The sequence below is a fragment of the Streptomyces sp. NPDC048637 genome (genome assembly GCF_040650675.1).
Classification (GTDB): Bacteria; Actinomycetota; Actinomycetes; order Streptomycetales; family Streptomycetaceae; genus Streptomyces.
Window position 1 is genome coordinate 147,058 of the sequence record NZ_JBEZHQ010000013.1, and the last position, 25,392, is coordinate 172,449.

At 70.4% G+C, this 25,392-nt stretch carries 17 protein-coding genes and 1 pseudogene; 11 read left to right on the forward strand and 7 right to left on the reverse strand.

The window, feature by feature from the left end; genetic code table 11:
* The first annotated feature begins 7 nt into the window (after nt 1-7).
* The 4 genes from kdpA to AB0C46_RS19015 all read left to right on the forward strand — a co-directional run bounded on the left by kdpA (nt 8) and on the right by AB0C46_RS19015 (nt 6,053).
* Nucleotides 8-1,684 carry a potassium-transporting ATPase subunit KdpA gene (kdpA, locus tag AB0C46_RS19000; protein WP_362828989.1) on the forward strand — a complete coding sequence of 559 codons (1,677 nt, stop codon included), beginning with the start codon at nt 8-10 and terminating at the stop codon, nt 1,682-1,684.
* Complete coding sequence (kdpB, locus tag AB0C46_RS19005) at nt 1,681-3,816, forward strand: potassium-transporting ATPase subunit KdpB (protein WP_362828959.1); 2,136 nt, start codon at nt 1,681-1,683, stop codon at nt 3,814-3,816. The genes kdpA and kdpB overlap by 4 nt, the downstream gene beginning before the upstream one ends.
* 5 nt (nt 3,817-3,821) lie before the next feature.
* The gene (kdpC, locus tag AB0C46_RS19010; protein ID WP_362828960.1) at nt 3,822-4,490 is read left to right on the forward strand and encodes a potassium-transporting ATPase subunit KdpC; all 669 of its coding nucleotides are present in this window, start codon (nt 3,822-3,824) and stop codon (nt 4,488-4,490) included.
* An 828-nt stretch (nt 4,491-5,318) separates the two neighbouring features.
* Nucleotides 5,319-6,053: an ABC transporter ATP-binding protein gene (locus AB0C46_RS19015; RefSeq protein WP_362828962.1), complete on the forward strand. Its 735-nt coding sequence runs from the start codon at nt 5,319-5,321 to the stop codon at nt 6,051-6,053.
* A gap of 83 nt (nt 6,054-6,136) precedes the next feature.
* Here the strand turns inward: AB0C46_RS19015 and AB0C46_RS19020 are convergent, their stop codons facing one another.
* Entirely contained in the window at nt 6,137-6,700 is a 564-nt protein-coding gene (locus AB0C46_RS19020) for a GNAT family N-acetyltransferase (protein ID WP_362828964.1), read from the reverse strand.
* A gap of 1,058 nt (nt 6,701-7,758) precedes the next feature.
* Here AB0C46_RS19020 and AB0C46_RS19025 point away from each other — a divergent pair.
* From AB0C46_RS19025 to AB0C46_RS19040, 4 genes are all read left to right on the forward strand, one after another.
* A complete protein-coding gene (locus AB0C46_RS19025) occupies nt 7,759-10,311 on the forward strand; it encodes a sensor histidine kinase KdpD (RefSeq protein WP_362828966.1) in 2,553 nt (850 codons plus the stop codon).
* Nucleotides 10,312-10,390: 79 nt separating this feature from the next.
* On the forward strand, nt 10,391-11,074 hold the full coding sequence (locus tag AB0C46_RS19030; protein ID WP_042159739.1) for a response regulator: 684 nt from the start codon (nt 10,391-10,393) through the stop codon (nt 11,072-11,074).
* A gap of 90 nt (nt 11,075-11,164) precedes the next feature.
* A complete protein-coding gene (locus AB0C46_RS19035) occupies nt 11,165-11,563 on the forward strand; it encodes an OB-fold nucleic acid binding domain-containing protein (protein ID WP_018093579.1) in 399 nt (132 codons plus the stop codon).
* A 3-nt stretch (nt 11,564-11,566) separates the two neighbouring features.
* A complete protein-coding gene (locus AB0C46_RS19040; RefSeq protein ID WP_362828968.1) occupies nt 11,567-12,454 on the forward strand; it encodes a DUF3159 domain-containing protein in 888 nt (295 codons plus the stop codon).
* 125 nt (nt 12,455-12,579) lie between these two features.
* On the opposite strand, the gene AB0C46_RS19045 is transcribed toward AB0C46_RS19040, so the two are convergent.
* Entirely contained in the window at nt 12,580-13,251 is a 672-nt protein-coding gene (locus AB0C46_RS19045; RefSeq protein WP_327154412.1) for a TrkA family potassium uptake protein, read from the reverse strand.
* Nucleotides 13,248-13,916 carry a TrkA family potassium uptake protein gene (locus tag AB0C46_RS19050; RefSeq protein WP_018093582.1) on the reverse strand — a complete coding sequence of 223 codons (669 nt, stop codon included), beginning with the start codon at nt 13,914-13,916 and terminating at the stop codon, nt 13,248-13,250. The genes AB0C46_RS19045 and AB0C46_RS19050 overlap by 4 nt, the downstream gene beginning before the upstream one ends.
* A gap of 329 nt (nt 13,917-14,245) precedes the next feature.
* On the opposite strand from AB0C46_RS19050, the gene AB0C46_RS19055 reads away from it, so the two are divergent.
* From AB0C46_RS19055 to AB0C46_RS19065, 3 genes are all read left to right on the forward strand, one after another.
* The gene (locus AB0C46_RS19055) at nt 14,246-16,216 is read left to right on the forward strand and encodes an NAD(P)-binding protein (RefSeq protein ID WP_362828991.1); all 1,971 of its coding nucleotides are present in this window, start codon (nt 14,246-14,248) and stop codon (nt 16,214-16,216) included.
* Nucleotides 16,217-16,592: 376 nt separating this feature from the next.
* A complete protein-coding gene (locus AB0C46_RS19060) occupies nt 16,593-18,644 on the forward strand; it encodes an APC family permease (RefSeq protein WP_362828969.1) in 2,052 nt (683 codons plus the stop codon).
* A 143-nt stretch (nt 18,645-18,787) separates the two neighbouring features.
* Entirely contained in the window at nt 18,788-20,116 is a 1,329-nt protein-coding gene (locus AB0C46_RS19065; RefSeq protein ID WP_362828970.1) for a TRAM domain-containing protein, read from the forward strand.
* Between the two features lie 880 nt (nt 20,117-20,996).
* On the opposite strand, the gene AB0C46_RS19070 is transcribed toward AB0C46_RS19065, so the two are convergent.
* The 4 genes and pseudogenes from AB0C46_RS19070 to AB0C46_RS19085 all read right to left on the reverse strand — a co-directional run.
* A complete protein-coding gene (locus AB0C46_RS19070; RefSeq protein WP_362828971.1) occupies nt 20,997-21,770 on the reverse strand; it encodes a hypothetical protein in 774 nt (257 codons plus the stop codon).
* Nucleotides 21,771-22,093: 323 nt separating this feature from the next.
* Nucleotides 22,094-22,546 (reverse strand): hypothetical protein, encoded by a 453-nt coding sequence (locus tag AB0C46_RS19075; RefSeq protein WP_362828972.1) that lies wholly within the window; start codon nt 22,544-22,546, stop codon nt 22,094-22,096.
* 16 nt (nt 22,547-22,562) lie between these two features.
* Nucleotides 22,563-24,173 (reverse strand): restriction endonuclease fold toxin-2 domain-containing protein, encoded by a 1,611-nt coding sequence (locus tag AB0C46_RS19080; RefSeq protein ID WP_362828974.1) that lies wholly within the window; start codon nt 24,171-24,173, stop codon nt 22,563-22,565.
* A gap of 276 nt (nt 24,174-24,449) precedes the next feature.
* Nucleotides 24,450-25,376 (reverse strand): annotated as a pseudogene (locus tag AB0C46_RS19085) (relaxase/mobilization nuclease domain-containing protein); the annotation flags it as partial.
* Nucleotides 25,377-25,392: the final 16 nt, after the last annotated feature.

A 25,392-nucleotide genomic window follows, 5' to 3' on the forward strand; every position in this document is an offset into this window, starting at 1 on the left:
GGGCCACATGAGCCCCGTTCTCGCAGGCGTGCTCCAGCTGACCGCGCTCGTCGCGGCGCTGGCCCTGGCGTACCGTCCCCTCGGCGACTACATGGCCGCCGTCTACAGCTCCCCCAAGCACCTCCGTGCCGAGAGGGTCGTCTACCGCTGCATCGGTGCCAATGCGGACGCCCAGATGCGCTGGCCGGCCTACCTGCGCAGCGTCCTGGCGTTCTCCGCGGTGGGCGTGCTCTTCCTCTACCTGCTGCAGCGCCTCCAGGGCGGGATGCCGCTGTCCCTCGGCTTCGCGTCGATCAGCCCGGACCAGGCGTTCAACACCGCGGCCTCCTTCGTCGCCAACACCAACTGGCAGTCCTACAGCGGCGAGCAGGCCATGGGCCACGTCGTACAGACCGCCGGTCTCGCGGTGCAGAACTTCGTCTCGGCCGCCACCGGCATGGCCGTCGCCATGGCCCTTGTCCGGGGCTTCGCCCGGTCCCGCACCGGCGATCTCGGCAACTTCTGGGCCGACCTGGTCCGCGGCACCGTGCGGGTACTCGTCCCGATCGCCGTCATCGGCGCCGTCGTCCTGGTGGCCTGCGGCGCCATCCAGAACTTCTCCGGCATCCATGAGGTCGGCCAGTTCATGGGCGGCTCCCAGCAGACCAACGGTGGCGCGGTCGCCTCCCAGGAGGTCATCAAGGAACTGGGGACCAACGGAGGCGGCTACTTCAACGGCAACTCCGCCCACCCCTTCGAGAACCCCAACGCCTTCACCAACCTCTTCGAGATCTTCCTGATCCTCGTCATCCCGTTCTCGCTGACCCGCACCTTCGGCAAGCTCGTCGGGAACGTGAAGCAGGGCTACGCCGTCCTCGCCACGATGGGCATCATCTGGCTCGGCTTTACGGCGCTGATGATGTGGACCGAGTTCGCGCACGGCGGGCCGGCCCTGCAGGCCGCGGGCGCCGCCATGGAAGGCAAGGAGACCCGCTTCGGCGTCGGCTCCTCCGCGATCTTCTCGGTGGCCACCACGCTCACCTCCACCGGCGCGGTCGACTCCTTCCACTCCTCCTTCACGGCCTTCGGCGGCGGCATCCAGCTGCTCGGCATGATGCTGGGCGAGATCGCCCCCGGCGGTGTCGGCTCCGGCCTCTACGGCATGCTCGTGATGGCGATCATCGCGGTGTTCATCGCCGGACTGATGGTGGGCCGGACGCCCGAATACCTCGGCAAGAAGATCGGCACCCGCGAGATCAAGCTCGCCGCCTGCTACATCCTCATCACCCCGACGCTGGTGCTCGGCTTCACCGCCGCCTCGATGGTGCTGCCGGACGCGCTGGGCTCGATGCTCAACACCAAGGCGCTGGGCGCCGGTTCGCACGGCTTCTCCGAGGTGCTGTACGCCTTCACCTCCGGCGCCAACAACAACGGTTCCGCGTTCGGCGGCCTCAACGCCAACACGCCCTGGTACAACACCACGATCGGTCTGGCGATGCTGCTCGGCCGCTTCCTGCCGATGGTGTTCGTGCTCGCCCTGGCCGGCTCGCTCGCCGAGCAGAAGCCGATCCCGGAGACCGCGGGCACCCTCCGTACCGAAAAGCCGCTCTTCGCCGGGCTGCTCGTCGGCACGATCCTGATCATCACCGGTCTGACCTACTTCCCGGCGCTGGCTCTCGGGCCACTGGCGGAGGGTCTGTCATGACCGCCCCCGTGAAACCGGAGGAGCCCGGCTCCATGTCCACCGCCACACCGACGCGCGCTCCGCACCAGGACGTCCCCAGCGGGCACAAGCCCGGCGACGGCCGGGTGGGCGGCGGTCTCTTCGACCCCAAGCAGCTGGTCACCTCCCTGCCGGACGCGCTGCGCAAGCTCGACCCGCGGGTGATGGTCAAGTCCCCGGTGATGTTCGTGGTCGAGGTCGGCTCCGTGCTGACCACGGTCTTCGCCTGCACGTCCCCGTCGGACTGGTTCGGCTGGGCGATCGCCCTCTGGCTGTGGCTGACCGTCATCTTCGCCAACCTGGCGGAGGCGGTCGCCGAGGGCCGCGGCAAGGCGCAGGCCGACACCCTGCGCAAGGCCAAGACCGACACCGTGGCGCGCCGCCTGAGCGGCGGCAGCGAGGAACAGGTACCCGGCACCGAGCTGCGCATCGGTGACCTGGTCGTGTGCGAGGCCGGTGACATCATCCCCGGCGACGGTGATGTCGTCGACGGTGTGGCCTCCGTCGACGAGTCCGCGATCACCGGCGAATCCGCCCCGGTCATCCGCGAGTCCGGCGGTGACCGCTCCGCGGTGACCGGCGGGACGAAGGTGCTCTCCGACCGCATCGTCATCAAGATCACGACGAAGCCCGGCGAGACCTTCATCGACCGGATGATCAACCTCGTCGAGGGCGCCGCACGGCAGAAGACCCCCAACGAGATCGCGCTGAACATCCTGCTCGCCTCGCTCACCATCGTCTTCCTGCTGGCAGTCGTCACCCTCCAGCCGTTCGCGATCTACGCGGGCGCCGAACAGCCCATGATCGTGCTGCTCGCCCTGCTGGTCTGTCTGATCCCGACGACGATCGGCGCACTGCTCTCGGCCATCGGTATCGCCGGTATGGACCGGCTGGTGCAGCGCAACGTCCTGGCCATGTCCGGCCGCGCCGTCGAAGCCGCCGGCGATGTATCGACATTGCTGCTCGACAAGACCGGCACCATCACCCTCGGCAACCGCCAGGCCGCCGAGTTCGTCCCCGTACGCGGCACCACCGAGGCCGAGGTCGCGGACGCGGCCCAGCTGTCCTCACTGGCCGACGAGACGCCCGAGGGCCGCTCCATCGTCGTCCTCGCCAAGGAGAAGTACGGGCTGCGCGAACGCCATCAGGGCGAGCTGACGGACGCCGAGTGGGTGCCGTTCACCGCCCAGACCCGGATGTCGGGTGTGGACGTCGACGGGCGCAAGGTCCGCAAGGGCGCGTCCGGTTCCGTCATCGCCTGGGTCCAGGAGCGCGGCGGCACCGTCGCCGACGACGCTCAGCAGCTCACCGACGCCATCTCGCAGGCCGGCGGCACCCCGCTGCTGGTCGCCCTGGAGGACGAGAGCGGCCCCCGCGTCCTGGGAGTCATCCACCTCAAGGACGTCGTCAAGGACGGTATGCGCGAACGCTTCGTCGAGCTGCGCAAGATGGGCATCAAGACCGTCATGATCACGGGGGACAACCCGCTGACGGCCAAGGCCATCGCCGACGAGGCGGGCGTGGACGACTTCCTCGCGGAGGCCACGCCCGAGGACAAGATGGCGCTCATCAAGCGCGAACAGGCCGGCGGCAAGCTGGTCGCGATGACCGGCGACGGTACCAACGATGCACCCGCGCTGGCGCAGGCGGACGTCGGGGTGGCCATGAACACCGGTACCTCGGCCGCCAAGGAGGCCGGGAACATGGTGGACCTGGACTCCAACCCGACCAAGCTCATCGAGATCGTCGAGATCGGCAAGCAGCTCCTGATCACCCGGGGCGCACTGACGACCTTCTCCATCGCCAACGACGTCGCGAAGTACTTCGCGATCATCCCGGCGATGTTCGCGGTGGCTTATCCGGGCCTGGACACCCTCAACATCATGCGGCTGTCCAGTCCCAACTCCGCGATCCTCTCGGCGATCATCTTCAATGCGCTGATCATCGTCGCGCTGGTGCCGCTCGCCCTCAAGGGCGTGCAGTACCGCCCCGTCAGCGCCGACAAGATGCTGCGACGCAACCTGGCGGTCTACGGAATCGGCGGTCTGATCGCCCCCTTCATCGGCATCAAACTCATCGATCTGCTCCTCTCTCTCCTCCCCGGAATCGGGTGACCGCCGTGAACAACTCCGTAAGCAACACCGCCCGGTTGATCGGGGCGGGCCTGCGCGCCCTGCTCGTCCTGACCGTGGTCTGCGGCGTCCTCTACCCGCTCTTGGTCACGGGGGTGGCGCAGGCAGCGTTCCCCCATAAGGCCAACGGGTCCGAGGTGAGCTCCCACGGCAAGGTCGTCGGCTCATCGCTGCTCGGCCAGCGCTACGACAAGGGCAAGGACAAGGACGGCAAGCCGGTGCCCGACCTGAGGTACTTCCAGCCGCGGCCCTCGGCGGGACTGGGCAGCAACAAGGCCAACGGCGTCAACACCCAGTACGACCTCCAGGTCTCCGGCGCCTCCAACCTGGGCGCCACCAACACCGACCTCATCAAAGCGGTGAAGGAGCGCAGGCACTGGGTCTCCACCACATACGGAGTCCCCGAGTCGAAGGTCCCGGCGGACGCCGTCACCTCCTCCGGCTCCGGCCTCGACCCGGACATCTCCCCGGACTACGCCCAACTGCAGACCGCCACGGTCGCCCAGCGGAACCACCTCCCCGCCGGCACGGTGGACAAGCTGGTCGAGGAACACACCGACGGACGCGCCCTCGGCTTCCTGGGCGAGCCGCGGGTGAACGTCCTGGAGCTGAATATCGCGCTGAAGGATCTGGTGCGGAGCGCGGGCAAGGGCTGAGTACGGGTGACGGAGCGCAGGTGCGGGCGGCGGCGCCCGGTGGCGGGTGGCGGAGCCCGGGTGCGGCTGAGGCGGCCGGTGTGATGCGGCCGTGCGGTACCGGACGGTTGCGCTACCGCTGCGGGCCATGAAGGGGCGGCCCCGGGGAGATGTTCCCGGGGCCGCTCGGTGCTTTCCGCGAGCGGTGAGGTGAACAGCCGCTGGGGGAAGGGTGGCTGATGTGGCCTCACGTTGACGTCAAGGGTTGACGCCGGCGCCCGGGGTCGAGCCTTGACGGCGCGATGGCTTGCCCTTGCGTTCGCCAGTCCTCGCAGGTGTTCACGTCGGCGTCTAGCCGTTCATGTACGAGAACGGCTTCCGGTTCGGCGAGCCTCTCGGCAGGAAGGCACCCACTCATGAAGGACCGAGTAGCGGCGGCGGGCCGGTTGCGACAACCTCTTCGTCGGCTGGGAGCCCCTGACCCACACGGAGAACCCGAGGTGATCCGGGGCTGATGCGGAGCTGCTCCGGGCCGGCCCGGCGTGTGCGGCGAAGCCGGTCCGAGAGTTATCCACAGGCGTTGCCTGCCGAAGCGCGCGGTCCGCATACTGACGCAACCGGCAGGCAACCCGAGGCCCGCGACCGAGGCGGCCAAGGTGTAGGCAGGCGGGGGCAGTTGGCGCGGCAGGCCGTAGGCGCGGCAGCGGCCGGGCCGGTGCGGGGAGTGATGCCGTGAACGGAGTGGGGGAGCAGACCATGAATGGCGGGGGAAGCACGTCGGGCGAGAGCCGACGCGGGGGCAGGGCTCGGAACGAGGTGCACGAGGCGCACGAGGCGCCGGAGGAGGGGATGAGGACAGGAGTGGCAGTCGCCGATCCTTCGGCAGCCGGCGCGATGGTCGTCGTCGAGGACCTGCACCGCAGCTACGGCACCGGCGCCGGCGCCGTACACGCCCTGCGCGGGGTGTCCTGCAGTGTCCCGCGGGGCGAACTGGTCGCCCTGCGCGGCCGTTCCGGATCGGGCAAGACGACTCTCCTCAACCTCATCGGAGGCCTGGACACCCCCGACTCGGGACGGATCGCCGTCGACGGGACACCGCTGGCCGACCTCGGCGAGAGCGGGCTTCTGGAGATGCGCCGCGACCGCATAGGGTTCGTCTTCCAGTCATTCGGGCTGATACCGATCCTCAGCGCCGCGGAGAACGTCGGGGTGCCGCTGCGGCTGCGCAAGGTCCCGCCGCGCGAGCGTGAGGACCGCGTTGCGCTCCTGCTGTCCTTGGTGGGTCTGGCCGACCATGCCGAGCAGCGGCCAGGCGAACTCTCCGGTGGTCAGCAGCAGCGCGTGGCCATCGCCCGTGCGCTCGCCAACCGGCCCGCCCTGCTCATAGCCGACGAGCCGACCGGGCAACTGGACGCCGAGACCGGCATGGAGGTGATGGACCTGCTGCGCGCCGTAGTCCGCAGCGAGAGCGTCACGGCCCTGGTGGCCACCCACGACGCAAACCTCCTGGGCCTGGCCGACCGTGTCCTGGAGCTGAACGATGGCGTGATCACGGAGACGGGTACGGGGGCGCGGGTGGGGTGAGGACAGGGGAGGGGAGGTGCGGGGGCGGGCCCCGCCCCCGGTGCGGAGCCTGCCCCGACCGCTCTCCTGTGCGTCACCAGAAGTCACCAGACGTCGCCGTCGCGCCAGTCGCAGGTGAGGTCGGTGTCGAGGTTGAGAGGGGTGGCCGCGGTCGGCAGGACGTAGATGCAGCCGTCCTCGTCGGCGGTGCGCTGGATGCCGTCCGGGGTGAGTGCCCACGAGCGGCCGCGCCACTGCTGCCAGCCACGGGCCGCGTAGAACGTCGCGGCCTCGTCGGCGGCGCCGAGCGCACCGAGGTCGTAGCCGTTGCGCACCACCCGCTCCAGGGCGTCCATCAGGGCCGCGCCATGGCCGCGGCCGCGCCGATCCGCTCGTACGCCGACGCCCTCCACATATCCGCAGCGCAGCGCCCGGCCGTCGTGCAGGAGGCGTCGCTGGACGACGGACGCATGGCCGATCAGTTCGCCGTCCTCGTGGATCAGGGCGTGCAGTCCGCCGAGTGAGTGCTCCCAGTCCTCCGCGGTCATGTCGTCGAAGACGTCATAGAGGAGGGTGCGGGCCGCCTTGAGGGTGGTGGCGTCCAGGTCGGCGGTGTGGGCGATGCGTACGTCAGTCATGCGGGGCGTCGTCAGATGTGCCTCGGTCATGTGGGGCATCGTCGCAGGCGGCCGGTGGCCGGGCGACGGCATAATTCCGGCCATGGTTCACGCCTTCCCTCCGGTTGTCCGGCGTCAGAGAAGCGTCAAAGAGGGCGTCTTGGGCTGGCGCGCCTCCGCCCCCGCCGGTGTCATGAGGGCATGACCGGGCGATCTGCGCCGCCGGGGCAGCCGCCGCTCGGCGGCGCGTGGTGTGCGCTGTCCGGGTCCGGCCCGTCAGCCGGACGCTCGGCGGGCGTCGCGTACCTCTTCGGGCGGCGCCCGCCCGCCCTGTGCCTGCACGGGGCACATCCCGGCTGAATCGGCTTCCCGTCCGGCCCTTCCGCTCATCCCCTGGCGGCCCATCTGACGTGCCACCGCGTCCACTGGATCGTTGCTGTCTGACGCGTCACCCCGCGCATCCGTTCGCCGCCTCCCGACGCGTCACCTCACGTCCCGACTGCGGTCGTCCGAGGTGCGATCCCGTCCGCCTGATCGGCGCTGTCTGACGCGTCACCCTGCGCATCCGTTCGTCGCCACCCGACGCGCCACCCCGCGTGCCCGACTGCGGTCGTCCGACGTGCCACCCCGTCCACCTGATGCGCCCCCCGTCCACCCGACCGCCACCACCCCACGCGCCGACCGCGGCCACCCCACGCCCCACACCCTGCGCCCTGCCCACCCGGCCGCCTCACCCGGCGCCCCCACCTGACGCGCCCCTCAAACGCCCCCTCTGACCCGCCGCTCACCCACCCCCGACCGCTCCTCCCTCCCCACTCCTGCCACCCCATCGATTTCCCACCACCCACCTGAACCCCCACCCACCCACCACCCGCCCGAGCCAGGCCCCCCACCCCACACCCGCAGTCCCCCCACCCCACGCCCGCAAAGCCCCGCCCCTCCACAAGCCCTCAGCCCCCAGCCCCCAGCCCCCCACCCAGCCCCGTATCAGAGTCGCGTAAAGACCCGGCCCCAAGTCGTCAACTGCACCTTTTGTCCCCTTGTTCGGTCGGTAGGGTCGCAGCAGGTTCAGCCCGGTGGGGGCAGCCTTCACGTAAGACAATGGGGCCATGGCACGCGGCAAGCTACGGATATATCTCGGCGCGGCACCGGGCGTCGGTAAGACGTACGCGATGCTGTCCGAGGCGCACCGGCGCGTGGAGCGGGGCACGGACGCCGTCGTGGCGTTCGTCGAGCACCACGGCAGGCCCCGTACGGAGGTCATGCTGCACGGGCTGGAGCAGATCCAGCGCCGGGAGCTGGAGTACCGCGGCACGGTTTTCACCGAAATGGACGTGGACGCGGTCCTGGAACGCGGGCCGGCCGTGGCGCTGGTCGACGAGCTGGCACACACCAATGTCCCCGGTTCGCGCAACAGCAAGCGCTGGCAGGACATCGAGGAGCTGCTGGAAGCCGGGATCCACGTGATCTCGACGGTGAACATCCAGCATCTGGAGTCGCTCGGGGATGTCGTCGAGTCCATAACGGGTGTGCGGCAGCGCGAGACCGTGCCGGACGAGATCGTCCGCAGGGCCGACCAGATCGAACTGGTCGACATGTCGCCCCAGGCGATCCGCCGCCGTATGGCGCACGGCAACATCTACCAGCCCGACAAGGTGGACGCCGCCCTGTCCAACTACTTCCGGCCGGGCAACCTCACGGCGCTGCGCGAGCTGGCGCTGCTGTGGGTCGCCGACCGGGTGGACGAGTATCTGCAGGAGTACCGGGCGGAGCATTCGATCCGCTCCACCTGGCAGGCGCGCGAGCGCATCGTCGTCGGCCTGACCGGCGGGCCGGAGGGGCGCACGCTGATCCGCCGCGCGGCCCGGATGGCGGCCAAGGGCTCGGGCAGCGAGGTGCTCGCCGTCTACATAGCGCGCAGCGACGGGCTGACCTCGGCCTCGCCCAAGGAACTCGCCCTCCAGCGCACCCTGGTGGAGGACCTCGGCGGGACGTTTCATCACGTCATCGGCGACGACATACCGAGCGCGCTGCTGGAGTTCGCGCGGGGCGTCAACGCCACCCAGATCGTGCTGGGCTCCAGTCGCCGCAAGGCCTGGCAGTACATCTTCGGGCCGGGGGTGGGCGCGACGGTCGCCCGCGAGTCCGGGCCCGATCTAGATGTGCACATCGTCACCCACGACGAGGTCGCCAAGGGCCGGGGGCTGCCGGTGGCACGCGGTGCGCGGCTGGGGCGGACCCGGATCATCGCCGGCTGGCTCGTCGGCGTGGCCGGCCCGGTGCTGCTCTCGCTGCTGCTGACCAGCATGGCGAACGGTCCCGGCCTGGCCAACGACGTTCTGCTCTTCCTCTTCCTGACGGTCCTCGCCGCGCTGCTCGGCGGGCAGCTGCCGGCGCTGGCGTCGGCCGCGGTCGGCTCCCTGCTGCTGAACTTCTACTTCACCCCGCCCACCCACACCCTCACGGTCAGCGACCCCAAGAACCTCGTCGCCATCGTGATCTTCTTCGCGGTGGCCGTCTCGGTCGCCTCCGTGGTGGATCTCGCGGCCCGCCGCACCCATCAGGCCGCCAGGCTGCGCGCCGAGTCGGAGATCCTGTCCTTCCTCGCGGGCAGTGTGCTGCGCGGTGAGACGACCCTGGACGCCCTGCTGGAGCGGGTACGCGAGACCTTCGGGATGGAGACGGTGGCGCTGCTGGAGCGGGCCGGCGATGTCGAGCCGTGGACCTGTGCGGGCCGGGCCGGTACGGACCACGGCAAGCCGCTCCTGCGCCCCGAGGACGCCGATGTCGACATGCCCGTGGGCGACCACATGGCGCTGGCGCTGACCGGCCGGGTGCTGCCCGCCGAGGACCGCCGGGTGCTGGCCGCGTTCGCCGCCCAGGCCGCCGTCGTCCTGGACCGGCAGCGGCTGGTGGGCGAGGCGGAGCGGGCCCGGGAGCTGGCCGAGGGCAACCGCATCAGGACCGCGTTGCTGGCCGCCGTCAGCCATGACCTGCGGACCCCGCTGGCGAGCATCAAGGCCTCCGTCACGTCCCTGCGCTCCGACGATGTCGCCTGGTCCGAGGCCGACGAGGCGGAGCTGCTGGCCGGCATCGAGGCGGGTGCCGACCGGCTGGACCATCTCGTCGGGAACCTTCTGGACATGTCCCGGCTGCAGACCGGCACGGTCACTCCGCTGATCCGGGAGATCGACCTCGACGAGGTGGTGCCGATGGCGCTCGGCGGCGTCCCGGAGGGCAGTGTCACCCTCGACATCCCCGAGGAGCTGCCGATCGTCGCCGTCGATCCGGGGCTGCTGGAACGCTCGGTCGCCAATCTCGTCGAGAACGCCGTGAAGTACAGCCCGGACGGTGCGGCGGTGCTGGTCGCGGCCAGTGCGCTCGGTGACCGGGTGGAGCTGCGCATCGCCGACCGCGGCCCGGGGGTGCCGGACAGCGCCAAGGACCGGATCTTCGAGCCCTTCCAGCGCTACGGTGACGCTCCGCGCGGTGCCGGGGTGGGCCTGGGGCTGGCCGTGGCGCGCGGTTTCGCGGAGGCGATGGGCGGCACGCTCGCCGCCGAGGACACCCCCGGAGGCGGAATGACCATGGTCCTGACCCTCCGGGCAGCGCCCGGCCGCCCGCCGGCCAGGCCCGACCTTCCGGCCCAGGCCACCACATGAGCCGGGCCGCACGGACCCCCCTCATCCCATGCCCGGCGGGCCCGGCCCGCGGGGAGACGACACCACGAGGAGAACGCCAGTGAACCGGGTGCTTGTGGTCGATGACGAGCCGCAGATCGTTCGCGCCCTCGTGATCAACCTGAAGGCGCGCAAGTACGAGGTCGATGCCGCCCCCGACGGGGCCACCGCTCTCAAACTCGCCGCGGCCCGCCACCCCGATGTCATCGTCCTTGACCTCGGTCTGCCCGATATGGACGGGGTCGAGGTGATCAAGGGGCTGCGGGGCTGGACGCGGGTGCCGATCCTGGTGCTCTCCGCCCGGCAGACCTCCGACGAGAAGGTGGAGGCGCTGGACGCGGGCGCGGACGACTACGTCACCAAGCCGTTCGGGATGGACGAGCTGCTGGCCCGGCTGCGGGCGGCGGTGCGCCGGGCGGAGCCGACCGGACCGGCCGACGACGAGGTGATCGTGGAGACGGAAGGTTTCTCCGTCGATCTCGCCGCGAAGAAGGTCAACCGCGGCGGCCGGGACATCCGGCTGACCCCCACCGAGTGGCACCTGCTGGAGGTCCTGGTCCGCAACGCGGGCCGGCTGGTCAGCCAGAAGCAGCTGCTCCAGGAGGTCTGGGGGCCCTCGTACGGCACCGAGACCAACTATCTGCGGGTGTACATGGCCCAGCTCCGCCGCAAGCTGGAGAGCGATCCCTCGCATCCCAAGCACTTCATCACGGAGCCGGGGATGGGCTACCGGTTCGAGCAGTAGCGCCGCCGGCCGGACGCGGCTTTGTGCGGTGGGGACGAACTCCGTGTGCGGGCCGTGATCCCGGGCCCCGGCCACCGGTACGCTGGGGCCATGAGTGCTGGGACCCGATCCGAGAAGCCGGCCGGACGCTTCCGCCGGCTGCTCGACAGGCTGTCCTCCTCCGAGGAGGAGTTGCAGTCCGCCGAGCTGCAACAGGACGCGCAGGACGCGGGCTGCACCCGTATCTGCGACTGTGACGACCGGCAGATAGTGAAGGTCACCGGCACCCTCCGGCATGTCACGCTGCGGCCACGCGCCGGTGTGCCCGCGCTCGAGGCGGAGCTGTTCGACGGCACCGCGGCGCTCGACGTGGTGTGGCTCGGACGCCGCTCCATCGTCGGGATAGAGCCGGGCCGCAAGCTCATCGCCTCGGGCCGGGTCTCCCTGAGCCATGGACGCCGGGTGCTCTTCAATCCGAAGTACGAACTCCGACCGCTCGGACAGGAGTAGCCGGTGACGTCTTACGACCGACCGACCACTGACGCGAACGCCGACCCCGATACCTCCGCAGGCCCCTCACCCGCCTCGCCCGACCCGGGCGCCGAAGGAGCCGCCGACGGCAGGCAGGTGACCGAGGCGGCGCTGTTCGAGGCGTTCGGCGGGGTACGCGGCATGGTGGAGACCGTTGCCCCCGGCCTGCTGTTCGTCACGATCTTCACGATCAACAAGGACCTGCACCTCTCGGCGATCGCCGCGCTGGCCGTCTCGCTGGTGCTGGCGGCCGCCCGCCTGGTCCGCAGGGACACCGTCAAGCATGCCTTCAGCGGCGTCTTCGGGGTGGCCTTCGGCGTGGTCTTCGCGATGATGACCGGCAACGCCAAGGACTTCTATCTGCCGGGCATGCTCTACACCCTCGGGCTGGCCTTCGCCTACATGCTCACCACGCTCGCGGGCGTCCCGCTGATCGGGCTGATCCTGGGACCGGTGTTCAAGGAGAACCTCTCCTGGCGCACCCGCAACCCGGGCCGGAAGAAGGCGTACGCGAAGGCCAGCTGGGCCTGGGGGCTGATCCTGCTCGGCAAGTGCGCGATCCTCTTCCCGCTGTACTGGTGGGCGGACACCACCCAGCTCGGCTGGGTGCTGATCGCGCTGAAGATCCCGCCGTTCCTGCTGGCGGTCTATCTCACCTGGGTCTTCCTGGTGAAGGCGCCGGCGCCGATCGATGTCTTCGCGGAGATGGAGGCGAAGGAGAAGGCCGAGAAGGAGGCCGAGGAGCGGCGCGGCGGCGAGCGCGAGACGCTCGACCGGGCCGCTGCCGGCCTCGCTGCGGATCTGACGGAGGGGAGCGCCGCGGAGGCCGCCGCCGAGCGTCCGCGCGGGGGACCGCGCCACCGCCGCTGACGGTACGCACCCACACGAACGCCGGGGGCCCGGGAACCGCTTGGTTCCCGGGCCCCCGGCGTCGGTACCACCCGCGTGGTGCGCCCCGGCGGCGGACGGCCGCCGTACGCACCCGCCGGCCGGCGCTACGCGTCCTCGCGCCGCATCGACAGCAGGTCCTCCAGCTGCTCCTCGCGCGACTGCGCCGCCACGAACAGCAGCTCGTCGCCGGCCTCCAGCGCGTCCTCCTTGTTGGGCGTGAGCACCCGCGTACCGCGGATGATCGTGACCAGGGAGGTGTCCTCGGGCCAGTCGACATCGCCGACCCGGGTACCGGCCAGCGCGGCCTCCGGGGGCAGCGTCAGCTCGACGAGGTTGGCGTCACCGTGGCTGAAGCGCAGCAGCCGTACGAGATCACCGACGCTCACCGCCTCCTCGACCAGCGCCGACATCAGACGCGGTGTGGAGACCGCGACATCGACGCCCCAGGACTCGTTGAACAGCCACTCGTTCTTCGGGTTGTTGACCCGTGCGACCACCCGCGGCACGCCGTACTCGGTCTTGGCGAGCAGCGAGACGACGAGGTTGACCTTGTCGTCGCCGGTCGCCGCGATGACGACGTTGCAGCGCTGCAGCGCCGCCTCGTCGAGCGAGGTGATCTCGCAGGCGTCGGCCAGCAGCCACTCCGCCAGCGGCACCCGCTCGACCGAGATGGCGGTCGGCGCCTTGTCGATGAGCAGGATCTCGTGCCCGTTTTCCAGGAGCTCGCCCGCGATGGAACGGCCCACCGCGCCCGCGCCCGCGATTGCGACCCTCATGCGTGCGCCCCCTCAGGACCCGTGGCGAATGCCGCTTCGACCTTCTCGACCTCGTCGGTGCGCATCATCACATGCACCAGATCGCCTTCCTGCAGCACCGTCTGCGAGGTCGGCAGCATCGCCTCGCCCAGTCGGGTGAGGAAGGCGACGCGGACGCCGGTCTCCTCCTGCAGGGTGCTGATCTTGTGCCCCACCCAGGAGGCGGCGGTGTGCACCTCGGCGAGCTGGACGCCGCCGCTCGGGTCGCGCCACAGCGGCTCGGCGCCCGACGGCAGCAGCCGGCGCAGCATCTGGTCGGCCGTCCAGCGGACGGTGGCGACGGTGGGGATGCCCAGGCGCTGGTAGACCTCGGCACGGCGCGGGTCGTAGATACGGGCCGCGACGTTCTCGACACCGAACATCTCACGGGCCACCCGGGCGGCGATGATGTTCGAGTTGTCACCGCTGGAGACGGCCGCGAAGGCGCCCGCCTCCTCGATGCCGGCCTCGCGCAGGGTGTCCTGGTCGAAGCCGACGCCGGTCACCCGGCGACCGCCGAAGGACGAGCCCAGGCGGCGGAAGGCGGTCGGGTCCTGGTCGACCACCGCGATGGTGTGCCCCTGGCTCTCCAGGGTCTGCGCGAGCGCGGAGCCCACCCGCCCGCACCCCATGATGACGATGTGCATGCTGATTACCCCGTGCCCTGTACTAGCGCGCTGACCTGCACAAACACCCTGCTCACTACTTTCTTCTCCCAGTACCGGCGACACGAAGCCACGGCTCGCGACAGGACCGGGTGCGTCAGCGGGAGCGCCGGGCGCACCGTGGTCCGGTACAACCGTAGCCGTAATGGCGGTTCCGGTAGGGGGCGCGGTGGGCCGCGGTCCCCAGCGGGTTCGCAGCCCCGCTGCGACGGCATCCCGTGCCGGGCTGCGCCGTGCCCGGCCCGTAAGGCACGCTACGAGGTGTGCCCAACCTGCCTCTCCAGCCCCAACAGGGCTCCTCCACCTCGCACATGGTGGTCTGCGGCGACGATGCGCTGGCCCATCGCCTGGCTGCCGAACTCCGGGACGTCTACGGCGAACGGGTGACGCTCGTCGTCCCCTCCGCCCGGGAGCCGCACCGCCCCCGTATTCCGCCGCCGGCCCGCGCGCTGGGCCGGGCCGGCGCGCTGCTGGGCCGGGTGTCGGCGGCAATGGTGCGTCCGTCGGCGTCCGAGGCGTTCGGGGACGGTGCGGAGCCACCGGAGGAGACGTTACGGATCCTGGAGTCGGCGCAGCCGGACGATGCGGCGCTGAGCGAGGCCGGTATCGCCGGGGCGGGCGCGCTGGCGCTGGTCTACGACGACGATGAGCTCAACATCCATGCCGCGCTGCGCGCCCGGCGGCTCAACCCCCGGCTGCGGCTGGTCATCCGGCTCTACAACCGCAAACTCGGCCAGCATCTGGAGGAGTTGCTCGACCAGGCGGCGGCGGTCGCCGCCCTGGGCTCCGAGGACGGCGGGGACACGGGAGGCGCCGACGCGTCCACGACCGTGCTGTCCGACGCCGACACCGTGGCCCCCGCGCTGGCGGGCGCCGCGGTCGCCGGTACCAGCAGGGTCATCGAGGCGGACGGGCTGCTGCTGCGGGCGGTGGAGCGTACGCCGGTGCCGCCCGGCCGGCCCGGCGACCCCGGGTTGTGCACCCTGGCGCTGCTCTCCGCGTCTGCCAACGACCCGGCGGATGCGCCCGGTTCGGCGGCCGGTGACGAGGGGCCCGTACTCCTGCCGGACGATGCCGCGACCGCGGCCGCCGTCGGCTGCGGCACCGTCGTCCTGGAAACCGTCTCCTATACGGGCCGGCCGGTACGGCGCCGCTGGCTCCGTGGCCGGGGCGCACCGCTCGCGTCCCTCTTCTCCCGGCGGCTGCGCTGGTCCCTGGCCGGGGTCGTCGGTGCGGTCCTGGCGCTGGCCGTCGCGTCCTCCCTGACCATGGGCGAGGATCCGGTGCACGCCGTCTACCTCTCGCTGCTGGACCTCTTCGCGATCAACGAGCCGGCGATCAACGCTCCGGCGCCGCGCAAGGTGCTGCAGCTGCTGTCCGGGCTGACCGGGCTGTTGCTGCTGCCGGTGCTGGTCGCGGCGGCGTTCGAGGGGCTCGGCACCTTCCGCAGCGCCTCGGCGCTGCGCCGTCCGCCGCGCGGGCTGTCGGGCCATGTGGTGCTGCTGGGCCTCGGCAAGGTCGGCACCCGGGTCCTGGCGCGGCTGCATGAAATGGGCATCCCCGTGGTGTGTATCGAGGGGGACCCGGAGGCCCGGGGCATCGCCCTGGCCCGCCGGCTGCGGGTGCCGACCGTCCTGGGGGACGTCACCCAGGAAGGCGTCCTGGAAGCCGCGATGATCGAGCGGGCGGCCACCCTGCTCGCCCTGACCAGCGAGGACACCACCAATCTGGAGGCCGCCCTCTACGCCCGCTCGGTCAGTCCCCGGCTGCGGGTGACGCTGCGGCTGTTCGACGACCGGTTCGCCACCGCCGTCTACCGCACCCTGCGCGCCGCGCATCCACGGGCGCTGACCCGCAGCCGGAGCGTCACGTACCTGGCCGCGCCCGCCTTCGCCGGCGCGATGATGGGGCGGCAGATCCTCGGGGCCATTCCGGTCGAGCGCCGGGTCCTGCTGATCGCCCGGGTCGAGGTACGGGGCCATGCCGCGCTGGAGGGCCGTACGGTCGCCGAGGTGCTGCGGCCGGGGCGGCTGCGGGTGCTGGCGGTCGACACCTCCGCACCCGACGACCCGGAGCCGGACGCCGCGGGTACCGCCGCAGCCGCGCCACCGCCGGACGAGGAGCGCAAGCCGGCCCAGCTGGTGCACGAGCTCGGCGACGGCTATGTCCTGCGGCCGCAGGACCGGGTGCTGCTGGCCGCCACCCGGCAGGGGCTGGGCGATCTGCACGCCCGGAACCTGCCGGCGGCCGCGGCCCGGCCGAGCGGGGCCCGGCAGGCGTGACTGCGCCCGGCAGGGGCGGCCGGGGCGGGAGCGACGGGACCCACCTGCCGGACAACGCCGGGGCGCCCACCGCGCGCCCCGCCACGACGCCGCCCCCGCTCCCCGCCCCCGACCGCCGAACCACCTCACTGTGACCCCAAGGTCGCACCCTGTGACGACACCGGCCTTCCCGTGACGAATGCCACGAAGGCGCCCTCACGACGCCCTGACGGGGGCGTGACGTGCGCGTGACGTGCGGATTCTGTGGAGGCGTGGCCTGTGGTGCGCCCCTCAGCAGGCGCGACGCGCCCCGGCCGCCCCGCTCTGCTCCTCCTCGCCGCAGACCGTGCGGGGAGCGGGTGGGCGCGGACCTTGACGAAGGCTTAGCATCCTCTGCGTGTCCAAACTGACCGACGTGCCCAAACGGATCTTGATCGGGCGCGCACTGCGCAGCGACAAGCTCGGGGAAACCCTGCTTCCCAAGCGCATCGCACTCCCCGTCTTCGCCTCCGACCCGCTGTCCTCCGTGGCCTATGCGCCGGGCGAGGTACTGCTCGTCCTGTCCGTCGCGGGTGTGTCTGCGTACAGCTTCAGCCCATGGATCGCGGTCGCGGTCGTGGTGCTGATGTTCACCGTCGTCGCGTCGTACCGGCAGAACGTGCACGCCTACCCGAGCGGCGGCGGCGACTACGAGGTGGCCAACACCAACCTCGGCCCCAAGGCCGGTCTCACCGTCGCCAGCGCCCTGCTCGTCGACTATGTGCTGACCGTCGCGGTCTCCATCTCCTCCGGAGTGGAGAACCTGGGCTCCGCGATCCCGTTCGTCGTCGAGCACAAGACCCTGTGCGCGATCGCCATCATCGTGCTGCTGACGCTGATGAACCTGCGCGGCGTCAAGGAATCGGGCAAGCTCTTCGCGATCCCGACCTATGTCTTCGTGGCCGGCGTCTTCATCATGATCATCTGGGGTGTGATCCGCGGCGTCGTCATGGGCGACACCATGAAGGCCCCCACCGCCGACTTCACCATCCACGCCGAACAGGGCGGCCTGGCCGGCTTCGCCCTGATCTTCCTGATGCTGCGCGCCTTCTCCTCCGGCTGTGCCGCGCTCACCGGCGTCGAGGCGATCTCCAACGGTGTGCCGGCCTTCCGCAAGCCGAAGTCCAAGAACGCCGCGACCACCCTGGCCCTCATGGGCGGCCTGGCCGTCACCATGTTCTGCGGCATCATCGGCCTGGCCATGGCCACCCACGTGCGGATGGCCGAGACCCCCGCCAAGGACCTGCTCGACCACGGCACGCCGGTCGGCGCCGGCTACACCCAGAACCCGGTCATCTCGCAGGTGGCCGAGGCGGTCTTCGGTAAGGGCAGCTTCCTCTTCGTCGTGCTCGCCGCCGCCACCGCGCTGGTGCTGTTCCTGGCTGCCAACACCGCCTACAACGGCTTCCCGCTGCTCGGCTCGATCCTCGCCCAGGACCGCTATCTGCCGCGCCAGCTGCACACCCGCGGCGACCGCCTGGCGTTCTCCAACGGCATCGTCCTGCTGGCCGGCGCCGCCGCGATCCTCGTCTACCTCTACGGCGCGGACTCCACCCGCCTCATCCAGCTCTACATCGTCGGCGTCTTCGTCTCCTTCACGCTCAGCCAGATCGGCATGGTCCGTCACTGGAACCGCCATCTGGTCACCGAGAAGGACCCGGCCAAGCGCCGCCGTATGCACCGCTCGCGCGCCATCAACGCCTTCGGTGCCTTCTTCACCGGCCTGGTGCTCGTGGTCGTCCTCCTGACGAAGTTCACCCACGGCGCCTGGGTCGCCCTGCTCGGCATGGTCATCTTCTTCGTGACGATGTCCGCGATCCGCCGCCACTACGACCGGGTCGCCGACGAGATCGCCGCCGAGGACACCCCCGACGACGACGTGGTCCGCCCCTCCCGGGTGCACTCCCTCGTCCTGGTCTCCAAGGTGCACAAGCCCACCCTGCGCGCCCTGAACTACGCCAAGCTGATGCGCTCCGACAGCCTCGAGGCGGTCAGCGTGGACGTGGACCAGGCCGACACCAAGGCCCTGCGGGAGGAGTGGGAACGCCGCGGCATCGAGGTGCCGCTGAAGGTCCTGGCCTCCCCGTACCGCGAGATCACCCGGCCGATCATCGACTACGTGAAGTCGCTGCGCCGGGAGAGCCCGCGCGACGCCGTCTCCGTCTACATCCCCGAGTACGTCGTCGGCCACTGGTACGAGCACCTGCTGCACAACCAGTCCGCACTGCGCCTCAAGGGACGCCTCCTCTTCACCCCCGGCGTCATGGTCACCTCCGTGCCCTGGCAGCTGGACTCCTCCGAGGCCGCCAAGAAGCGCGCCCGCAAGCGCGCCGAGTGGAACGCTCCCGGTGCGGTCCGCCGCGGCCCGGTCGCCCAGCCGAAGAAGGAAAAGGCCGCCACCAAGAAGTAGCGCGGGCTGTCTTCCGTGCCCCGGCGGCGGTCGTCCGCGCACGGGCCGGGGCACGGCCCACGGGACGTAGAATTGACGGCTGGCCTCCCTCCGGAGGCCGGCCCCGGTCCCCGCTCACCACCCACCTCAGGAGCCCTCCCGCCATGCAGGCAGAACCCAAGAAGTCGCTGGTCGGCGAGGAGTACGAGGTCGAGGTCGGCCCGGTGGCCCACGGTGGTCACTGCATCGCCCGCACCGACGAGGGCCAGGTCCTCTTCGTACGGCACGCCCTGCCCGGCGAGCGCGTCATCGCCCGCGTCACCGACGGCGAGGAGGGCGCCCGCTTCCTGCGCACCGACGCCGTCTCGATCCTGGAGGCCTCCAAGGACAGGGTCGAGGCCCCCTGCCCCTTCTCCGGCCCCGGCCGCTGCGGCGGCTGCGACTGGCAGCATGCCGCCCCCGGCGCCCAGCGCCGCCTGAAGTCCTCGGTCATTGCCGAACAGCTGGCCCGGCTGGCCGGCCTCTCGCCCGACGAGGCGGGCTGGGACGGCACCGTCGAGCCCGCCCCCGGCGACAAGGTCGCCAAGGGCGAGGTACCGGCCTGGCGCACCCGCGTCCAGTACGCGGTGGACGCCGACGGCCACGCGGGCCTGCGCAAGCACCGCTCCCACGACATCGAGCCGGTGGACCACTGCATGATCGCCGCCCCCGGTGTCTCCGAACTCGGCATCGAGCAGCGCGAATGGCCGCAGATCGCCACCGTCGAGGCGATCGCCGCCACCGGCTCCCACGACCGCCAGGTCATCCTCACCCCCCGCCCCGGCGGCCGCCTCCCCATCGTCGAACTCGACAAGCCGGTCTCGGTCATGAGGGTCGGGGAGAAGGACGGCGGCGTGCACCGCGTCCACGGCCGCCCCTTCGTCCGCGAACGGGCCGCCGACCGCACCTGGCGGGTCGGCAACGGCGGCTTCTGGCAGGTCCACCCGAAGGCCGCCGACCTCCTGGTCGAGGCCGTCATGCAGGGCCTGATGCCCAAGAAGGGCGACATGGCCCTCGACCTGTACTGCGGCGTCGGCCTCTTCGCCGGCGCCCTCGCCGAACGCGTCGGCGACAAGGGCGCGGTCCTCGGCATCGAATCCGGCAAGCGCGCCGTCGAGGACGCCCGCCACAACCTCCAGGACCTCGACCGCGTCCGCATCGAACACGGCAAGGTCGACCAGATCCTGCCCCGCACCGGCATCACCGACGTCGACCTCATCGTCCTCGACCCACCCCGCGCCGGCGCCGGCAAAACCACCGTCACCCACCTCGCCTCCCTCACCCCCCGCCGCATCGCCTACGTCGCGTGCGACCCGGCGGCCCTGGCCCGCGACCTCAAGTACTTCGCGGAGGCGGGGTATGTTCCGCGGCGGATGCGGGCGTTTGATTTGTTTCCGATGACGCATCATGTGGAGTGCGTCGTGGTGCTGGAGAAGGCGGCTAAGGGCGCCTGAGCTGCGGGTTTTGTGCGTGCGCGGGGGGACGGTGCCCGCCTCCGTAGGCGGGGCAGGGAGAGCGCCTCTGATCCGACGCAGCCGCCTGTGTTCGCGCCCGGGGTGGTGTCGGCGGCGGCCTTGCCGGGGGACGAGGCCCTTCGCGAGCTCGGTGTCGTCGTCGGGGGACTGGTAGCGACGAGGTTCTGCGACGCCGGGCGCCAATCGGCCCCAATGCGGTCGCTACGCACCGTGCCCGGGTATTCCCGCTGCTGTGCCCGCTCACCACTGCTCGGGCTGCACGGGGCTGACGCGGTGGCGGCCGCACGCTGGATCGCTGCTGGATTGCGCCTTCCGATGAGCGGTTTCCGCAGGTCGTAGCCGAGGCGTCGGTGTTCCGGTTCAACGTTGAGTCGCCGCCGTGGCATCGACGTAGCGATCCGCCAGATATGCAGGTCAGATGGGGTCGGCCCCGTTGCCGTGCCCGTTGCCGGATCCGTGCTGGATCTTCTGACGCTTCGTCACCTTTCGTAATCCCTGGTTATCCGCACCGCTGCTGGATGCGGCTGACGGTTCAGTTGGATGGGGACGCATCCGGCTGCGGATTTCGTCGTGGACGGGCGCTGCGGGGTGGTAGGAGCCGGGGTGAGGGTGCGGATGGTGCCCGTTGCCCACGGGCGCCGCACGCAGGCTGCGGTGCGGGCCCCTGGCGCCGCATGGCTGGCGGTCGGGGAACCACGTATGTGGTGGCCGCAGGTTCGAGGCCCCGGCAGGACTCGAACCTGCGGCCAAGTGCTTAGTAGGCACTTGGTGTGATCTGCGGGATAGAGTCCGTGACCTGCGTCTTCGGCGGTTCTCGCAGGTCCCGCGCTTGACCTTCCGGCCTTTTCGGGACGGTCCGCTAGCTGCGCTTCACTCGCTGACCAGGCAGCAGGCGGATGGCGAGGACGGACCCGTCGGCATGGACGGAGACGGGGCCATCCCACTTCTTGTCCCAGGCGAGCTTGGGACGGGCGTGTCGGGCCGCGTGTACGCGGACGCGGTACTCCTCGGCCTTCCCTGCCATGAGGAGTTCGAAGAGCTGTTCATCCATACCGGAGAAGGCTTCGACGCGAGGTCCGTTCAGCCGGAACACGTGGTCGGTGCCGGCGTAGGCGCGTCCGAGGAGCCGGTGGCTGATGTCCTGGACGCTGCCCACAGCGGCGTGTTCGAAATCGTCGAAGCGGTCGTTGCCCTGCCGCTCGGTGAGGTAGCGGGCGGTGCCCTGGCCGGAGCCGGTGAAGGCCGTGAGCCCGGCCGCCGCCGTATGCCCGAGGACTTGTTGGAACCACCCGAAGTACTCGGGGGTCACGTGGCAGCCGGGCACGGGCTCGCGGGCCATGCCCCCGTCCCGGGGCGGCTGGATTCCCGGAAAGGGGTTCTCCTGCACCGGATCGGAGTCCAGGTCGGCCCTGCTCCCGCCAGAGGGGACGGCAAGCAGGCCGTCACGGCCCGCTGCCTGCAGCGCGTGGACGGTCAGGGTGCCGCCTGCGGGCAGCTCCGTGCTAAACAGCAGGCTCGGGGTCTCGTTCCACGCCCCGATGTGCACGGCCTCGGCGTGTGCCGATGCGGACGCCAACTGTCCGGCCAAGATGGCCGCGTTGCTGTGGTTGCCCTTAGTGGCGATGGGGATCACGAGGGACGGCTCCTCGGGGCGCCAGACCTCCGCGAAGTATTGCGGCCGAAAGCCGGTCGCCGAGCTCTCAAGGGCAGTGCGTTCACCAGCCCGTTCGCCCTGGCCGACCCGGCTTCCTTCAATGACGCGTTCGAGACGATGAGCGACAACGACACGGGATTTCGCTGCGTCACCACCCCGTTCGATCTGGGGCTCCGCTGATCAACGCGACCGCCCCCGGAGCACCCGACAGTCCGGGCCGCCGTCGCTTGGCCTACCTTGACGCCGCCTACGAAGCGAGCTGGCCGCAGGTCGAGCTGGGTGGCAGTCTTGCCTTGGCCGATTCAGGCGCTTTCGATGTAGGCGATATGCGCCCGGAGATCCTCCTCGATCTCTTCCTGACTTCCAGCGGCCGGCAGTTCCCAGTGGGTCTCGTCACCGATTTCCATCGCCCCCTCGCTGCTGAACCGGATGAGTTCGGGGGAGGGACTGAACTCATCGCGCAGCCACTTCGCGAGAGGAGCTGCCTCGCCTGGCGAGACACCGATAAGCGTGATGCAGCCGCACTCCTCGACGGGGAGGGTGGCCATGCCCTGGACGTCGGCTCCCGGCCCCACTGTCACCTCGAAGTCCAGGTAGGTCCCGCCCCGGAACATCGTGGGCATCATCTGCGTGACGGCATCGGGAAACTGGCGCTTGAGAGCCTCTTCGAACCCTTCGAAGGTCATGTGCCACGAGTTCGCATTGTCCACCGGCGGGTAGAAGAGGAGGGTCGCGCGGTCTTCGTTGTCAGTCATGGGGGAGTCCGTAGTCTCAGGGTTCGTAGCGGGTTGTGCCCTTTACGCCGGTCATGGCCATCATGCTCTGCCAGTACGCGGAGCCTTCCTTGTCATTGGTGATGATCTCGAACCCCTTGATCTTGGCGTTTCGCGGGTCCGACATAGCCGCGTGGTAGCGCGTGAGTTCCCGCTCGTCTGCCGGGAACATGCCGTCCCGGCGCGGGTCGAACTTGACGGTCGTCCCGTCCTGCTTGAGCTGGACCGGCGTGCCCAGCGTCTTGTCCACTTCGCTCAGACGCCGGAAGGTGTTCCGGCATCCGGGCTCCCGCACGTACTTGGCCTCCACGGCGTAGCCGTCCGCAGGCCGCATCCCGTCGACGCTCAGCCCTCGTTTGGACGATCCAGGCGCTCCGGCGGGGAGCGGCACTTCTCGTTCGGGGTAGCCGGCCACCCGCTTCTGATAGGCGTTCTCCGGCTTGCTGGCGTCACCACCACCGGCAAAGCCGTGAGCGGGGAGCGAGTTCCGCCAGGTCCGGAACGCGGCTTGATCAGCTGGGGAGAGCAGGTTGGGGTGGTTGGGCGGCAACGGGTCACTGTGTGCGAGGCCCGGGTCAACCGCTTGTCCCATAGGCACCAGGGTTGGTGCCGTGGAGGCGAGCATGATCGGTACGGGCACCCTGATGCCCCCGCCCGGCATCAGCGGTGGACGGGGCACCGTGTCCCCGCCGGGCAGCCTGATCCGTGCTTGCGAGGAGTCCAGGCTGTGCGCGATGTCGCCGAGCTGACGTATGCGGGGATCGCCGCGGACCGCATCGTGGAGACCGCCGTCGAAGCCGTTGCCGCCCAGCATCGGCTGCTCCCACGGAAGGTCGAGACGGAAGAAGTCGGCCTTGTGAACATCGATGGCAGCCAGCGCGGTTTCGATGTGGTCGGCATAGCTGTCGCAGGCATTGGCCAACTGGGTACATGCGCCGACAAGGTTGGCCATCAGAGGCTCGTCACCATGCGCCTGTGAGGGCGGGGTGCCTGTGCCGATGCACCGCTTGAAGTAGTCCTGGAACGTATCGGCCGCGGCTCCGGTGTGATGGCGTCGAGCGGTCGAAGCGCAAACCTGGGCTTCCCCATAGAACCGCTCCATGAGCTTTCCAGCATGCCGCCAGGACCCGGCGACATCCCGCGCCTTCTGCGCAGAGCCGCGGTAAAGATCGCCGCCGCCCGGCGCGTACTGGTCGTACCAGGCGGTGTCACCGACGGCGTCGGGCAACTCCTCGCCCAGTCCGATGAAACGGGACGAACAGTCGGCTCCCGGGTCTCCCATATTGGCCGAGAGGTCTTCCTGCTTGCCGAGAAGCCCGGCACTCACCTGGCTTTCGGCCGCCATGTACTCCCGGGCGGACTGCATGATGCCCGAACCCGTCGCCCCCATGATGTACGAGCCGAAGCCGATCTGGTCGAGCGTGGTCCCAGCTGCCGACTTGTACACCGAGGCGAACGCCCTGCCGGCATCATCGTCTCCAGCCATCCCGCGCTGGTCCTGCAACTCACCCGCGAGACCGATAGCCGTGTCCCGGACACCCCTCATGACGTCCATCATCGCCATGGATGCTCGGATCATCTGGCCGGCATCAACTTCGAAACCGCTCAATGTCATCCCCCCGGTTGGCAGTATGGCAACCGACCCCTGTCTACCGCACAGCGATCACTGGCCGATGAACGGGGGCCGGAACCAGACATGATGACCGGCACAGCACCATGCTGCTGCAAAGCCCCTGTCTGCTTCCCGTGCTGAGACCGTGATCACCCCGCCGGTCCGTTTCTCCGCCTGGTGGGCGATGACGGCTGCGGCGGGGACCGGATTGGGCGGGGTCTGAGGACGCTGGGGACGGGGCGCGGACGCAGGCGGGGTGACGTAGCCGAGATGCTGCAACCGCCAGACGAGGACTTCGCTGATCGAGTCGGCGCTGTCCAGTTCGCGTTGCGCAGTGGCCTTGGCCAGCAGGGTTCTGGTGTCGTGGCCGGCGCGTTCGGCCTGGCCGAGCACGGCGGCCAGGGCACCCCAGCCGGGCTCGGCCTCGAGGCGTTCGGCGAGGTGGGGGAGCGCTTTGTGGATCGTGGTGACGTGGTGCCACCGGACTGGGTCGGGAAGGCGCTGACCGTAGGCGCGCATGGCGGCCAGCGGTGCCGCGGCGGTGGCCTGGTAGGCGGCGCGCAGGTGGTCGGCGGCGCGCTGCGCGGCCTCGGCTTGCTGGGTGTGGCCTCGGGCGGAGTGCCAGCGGGCAGCGCAACGACGGTCAAGATCATGATCTCCAGGCAGGTCTGGTGCAAGCTCGGATCCGGAGAACCAGATGGGCTCGCGTGCCTTGTTGCGCTCGCGGACCAAGGCGACCTTGTAGCCGAGCGCGTCTCCGGGGGCGCGATGCGCTTGTTGATGCGTACGCCTTCGGCGGCGAGCCGGTCGAAGAACTCAGTCTCGTCCACGGCGCCGGCCAGGGCGCGGCGGACGTGGTCGCGCAGCAGCTCACGCGAGGCAGCTTCCTGGCCGCGTTCGGCCTTGTGGCGCTCGGCAGTGGTGGGGCGCTTGGCGGCAGTGCCGTCGCCGGGGGTGACGCGGCGCAGCCCATAGTCGGCTTCGATGCTGCGCGCCTCGGTCTGGGCGCGGCGGGCTTCGTTGGGGCGGCGGGGGCGGCGGCCATCGTCGCGCACGAGGGTGGCGATGATGTGGATGTGGTCGTCGGCGTGCCGTACGGCCCCACCGGCATGCCGCCTCGTCGTCGGGGGCGATGCTCGTGGCGGCGACCATGCGGCGGGCGATGACCGCCCAGTCCTCGTCCGACAGGACCGGGTCTTCGTGATTGCGACGGCGA

Excerpts from the sequence above, each read along its gene's own strand:
- kdpB (WP_362828959.1), top strand. The coding sequence starts at position 1,681 with ATGACCGCCCCCGTGAAACCGGAGGAGCCCGGCTCCATGTCCACCGCC.
- kdpA (WP_362828989.1), top strand. The coding sequence starts at position 8 with ATGAGCCCCGTTCTCGCAGGCGTGCTCCAGCTGACCGCGCTCGTCGCG.
- AB0C46_RS19055 (WP_362828991.1), top strand. The coding sequence starts at position 14,246 with ATGGTGGTCTGCGGCGACGATGCGCTGGCCCATCGCCTGGCTGCCGAA.
- AB0C46_RS19025 (WP_362828966.1), top strand. The coding sequence starts at position 7,759 with ATGGCACGCGGCAAGCTACGGATATATCTCGGCGCGGCACCGGGCGTC.
- AB0C46_RS19045 (WP_327154412.1), bottom strand. The coding sequence starts at position 13,251 with ATGAGGGTCGCAATCGCGGGCGCGGGCGCGGTGGGCCGTTCCATCGCG.
- AB0C46_RS19035 (WP_018093579.1), top strand. The coding sequence starts at position 11,165 with ATGAGTGCTGGGACCCGATCCGAGAAGCCGGCCGGACGCTTCCGCCGG.
- AB0C46_RS19075 (WP_362828972.1), bottom strand. The coding sequence starts at position 22,546 with ATGACTGACAACGAAGACCGCGCGACCCTCCTCTTCTACCCGCCGGTG.
- AB0C46_RS19020 (WP_362828964.1), bottom strand. The coding sequence starts at position 6,700 with ATGACCGAGGCACATCTGACGACGCCCCGCATGACTGACGTACGCATC.
- AB0C46_RS19015 (WP_362828962.1), top strand. The coding sequence starts at position 5,319 with ATGAGGACAGGAGTGGCAGTCGCCGATCCTTCGGCAGCCGGCGCGATG.
- AB0C46_RS19065 (WP_362828970.1), top strand. The coding sequence starts at position 18,788 with ATGCAGGCAGAACCCAAGAAGTCGCTGGTCGGCGAGGAGTACGAGGTC.
- AB0C46_RS19050 (WP_018093582.1), bottom strand. The coding sequence starts at position 13,916 with ATGCACATCGTCATCATGGGGTGCGGGCGGGTGGGCTCCGCGCTCGCG.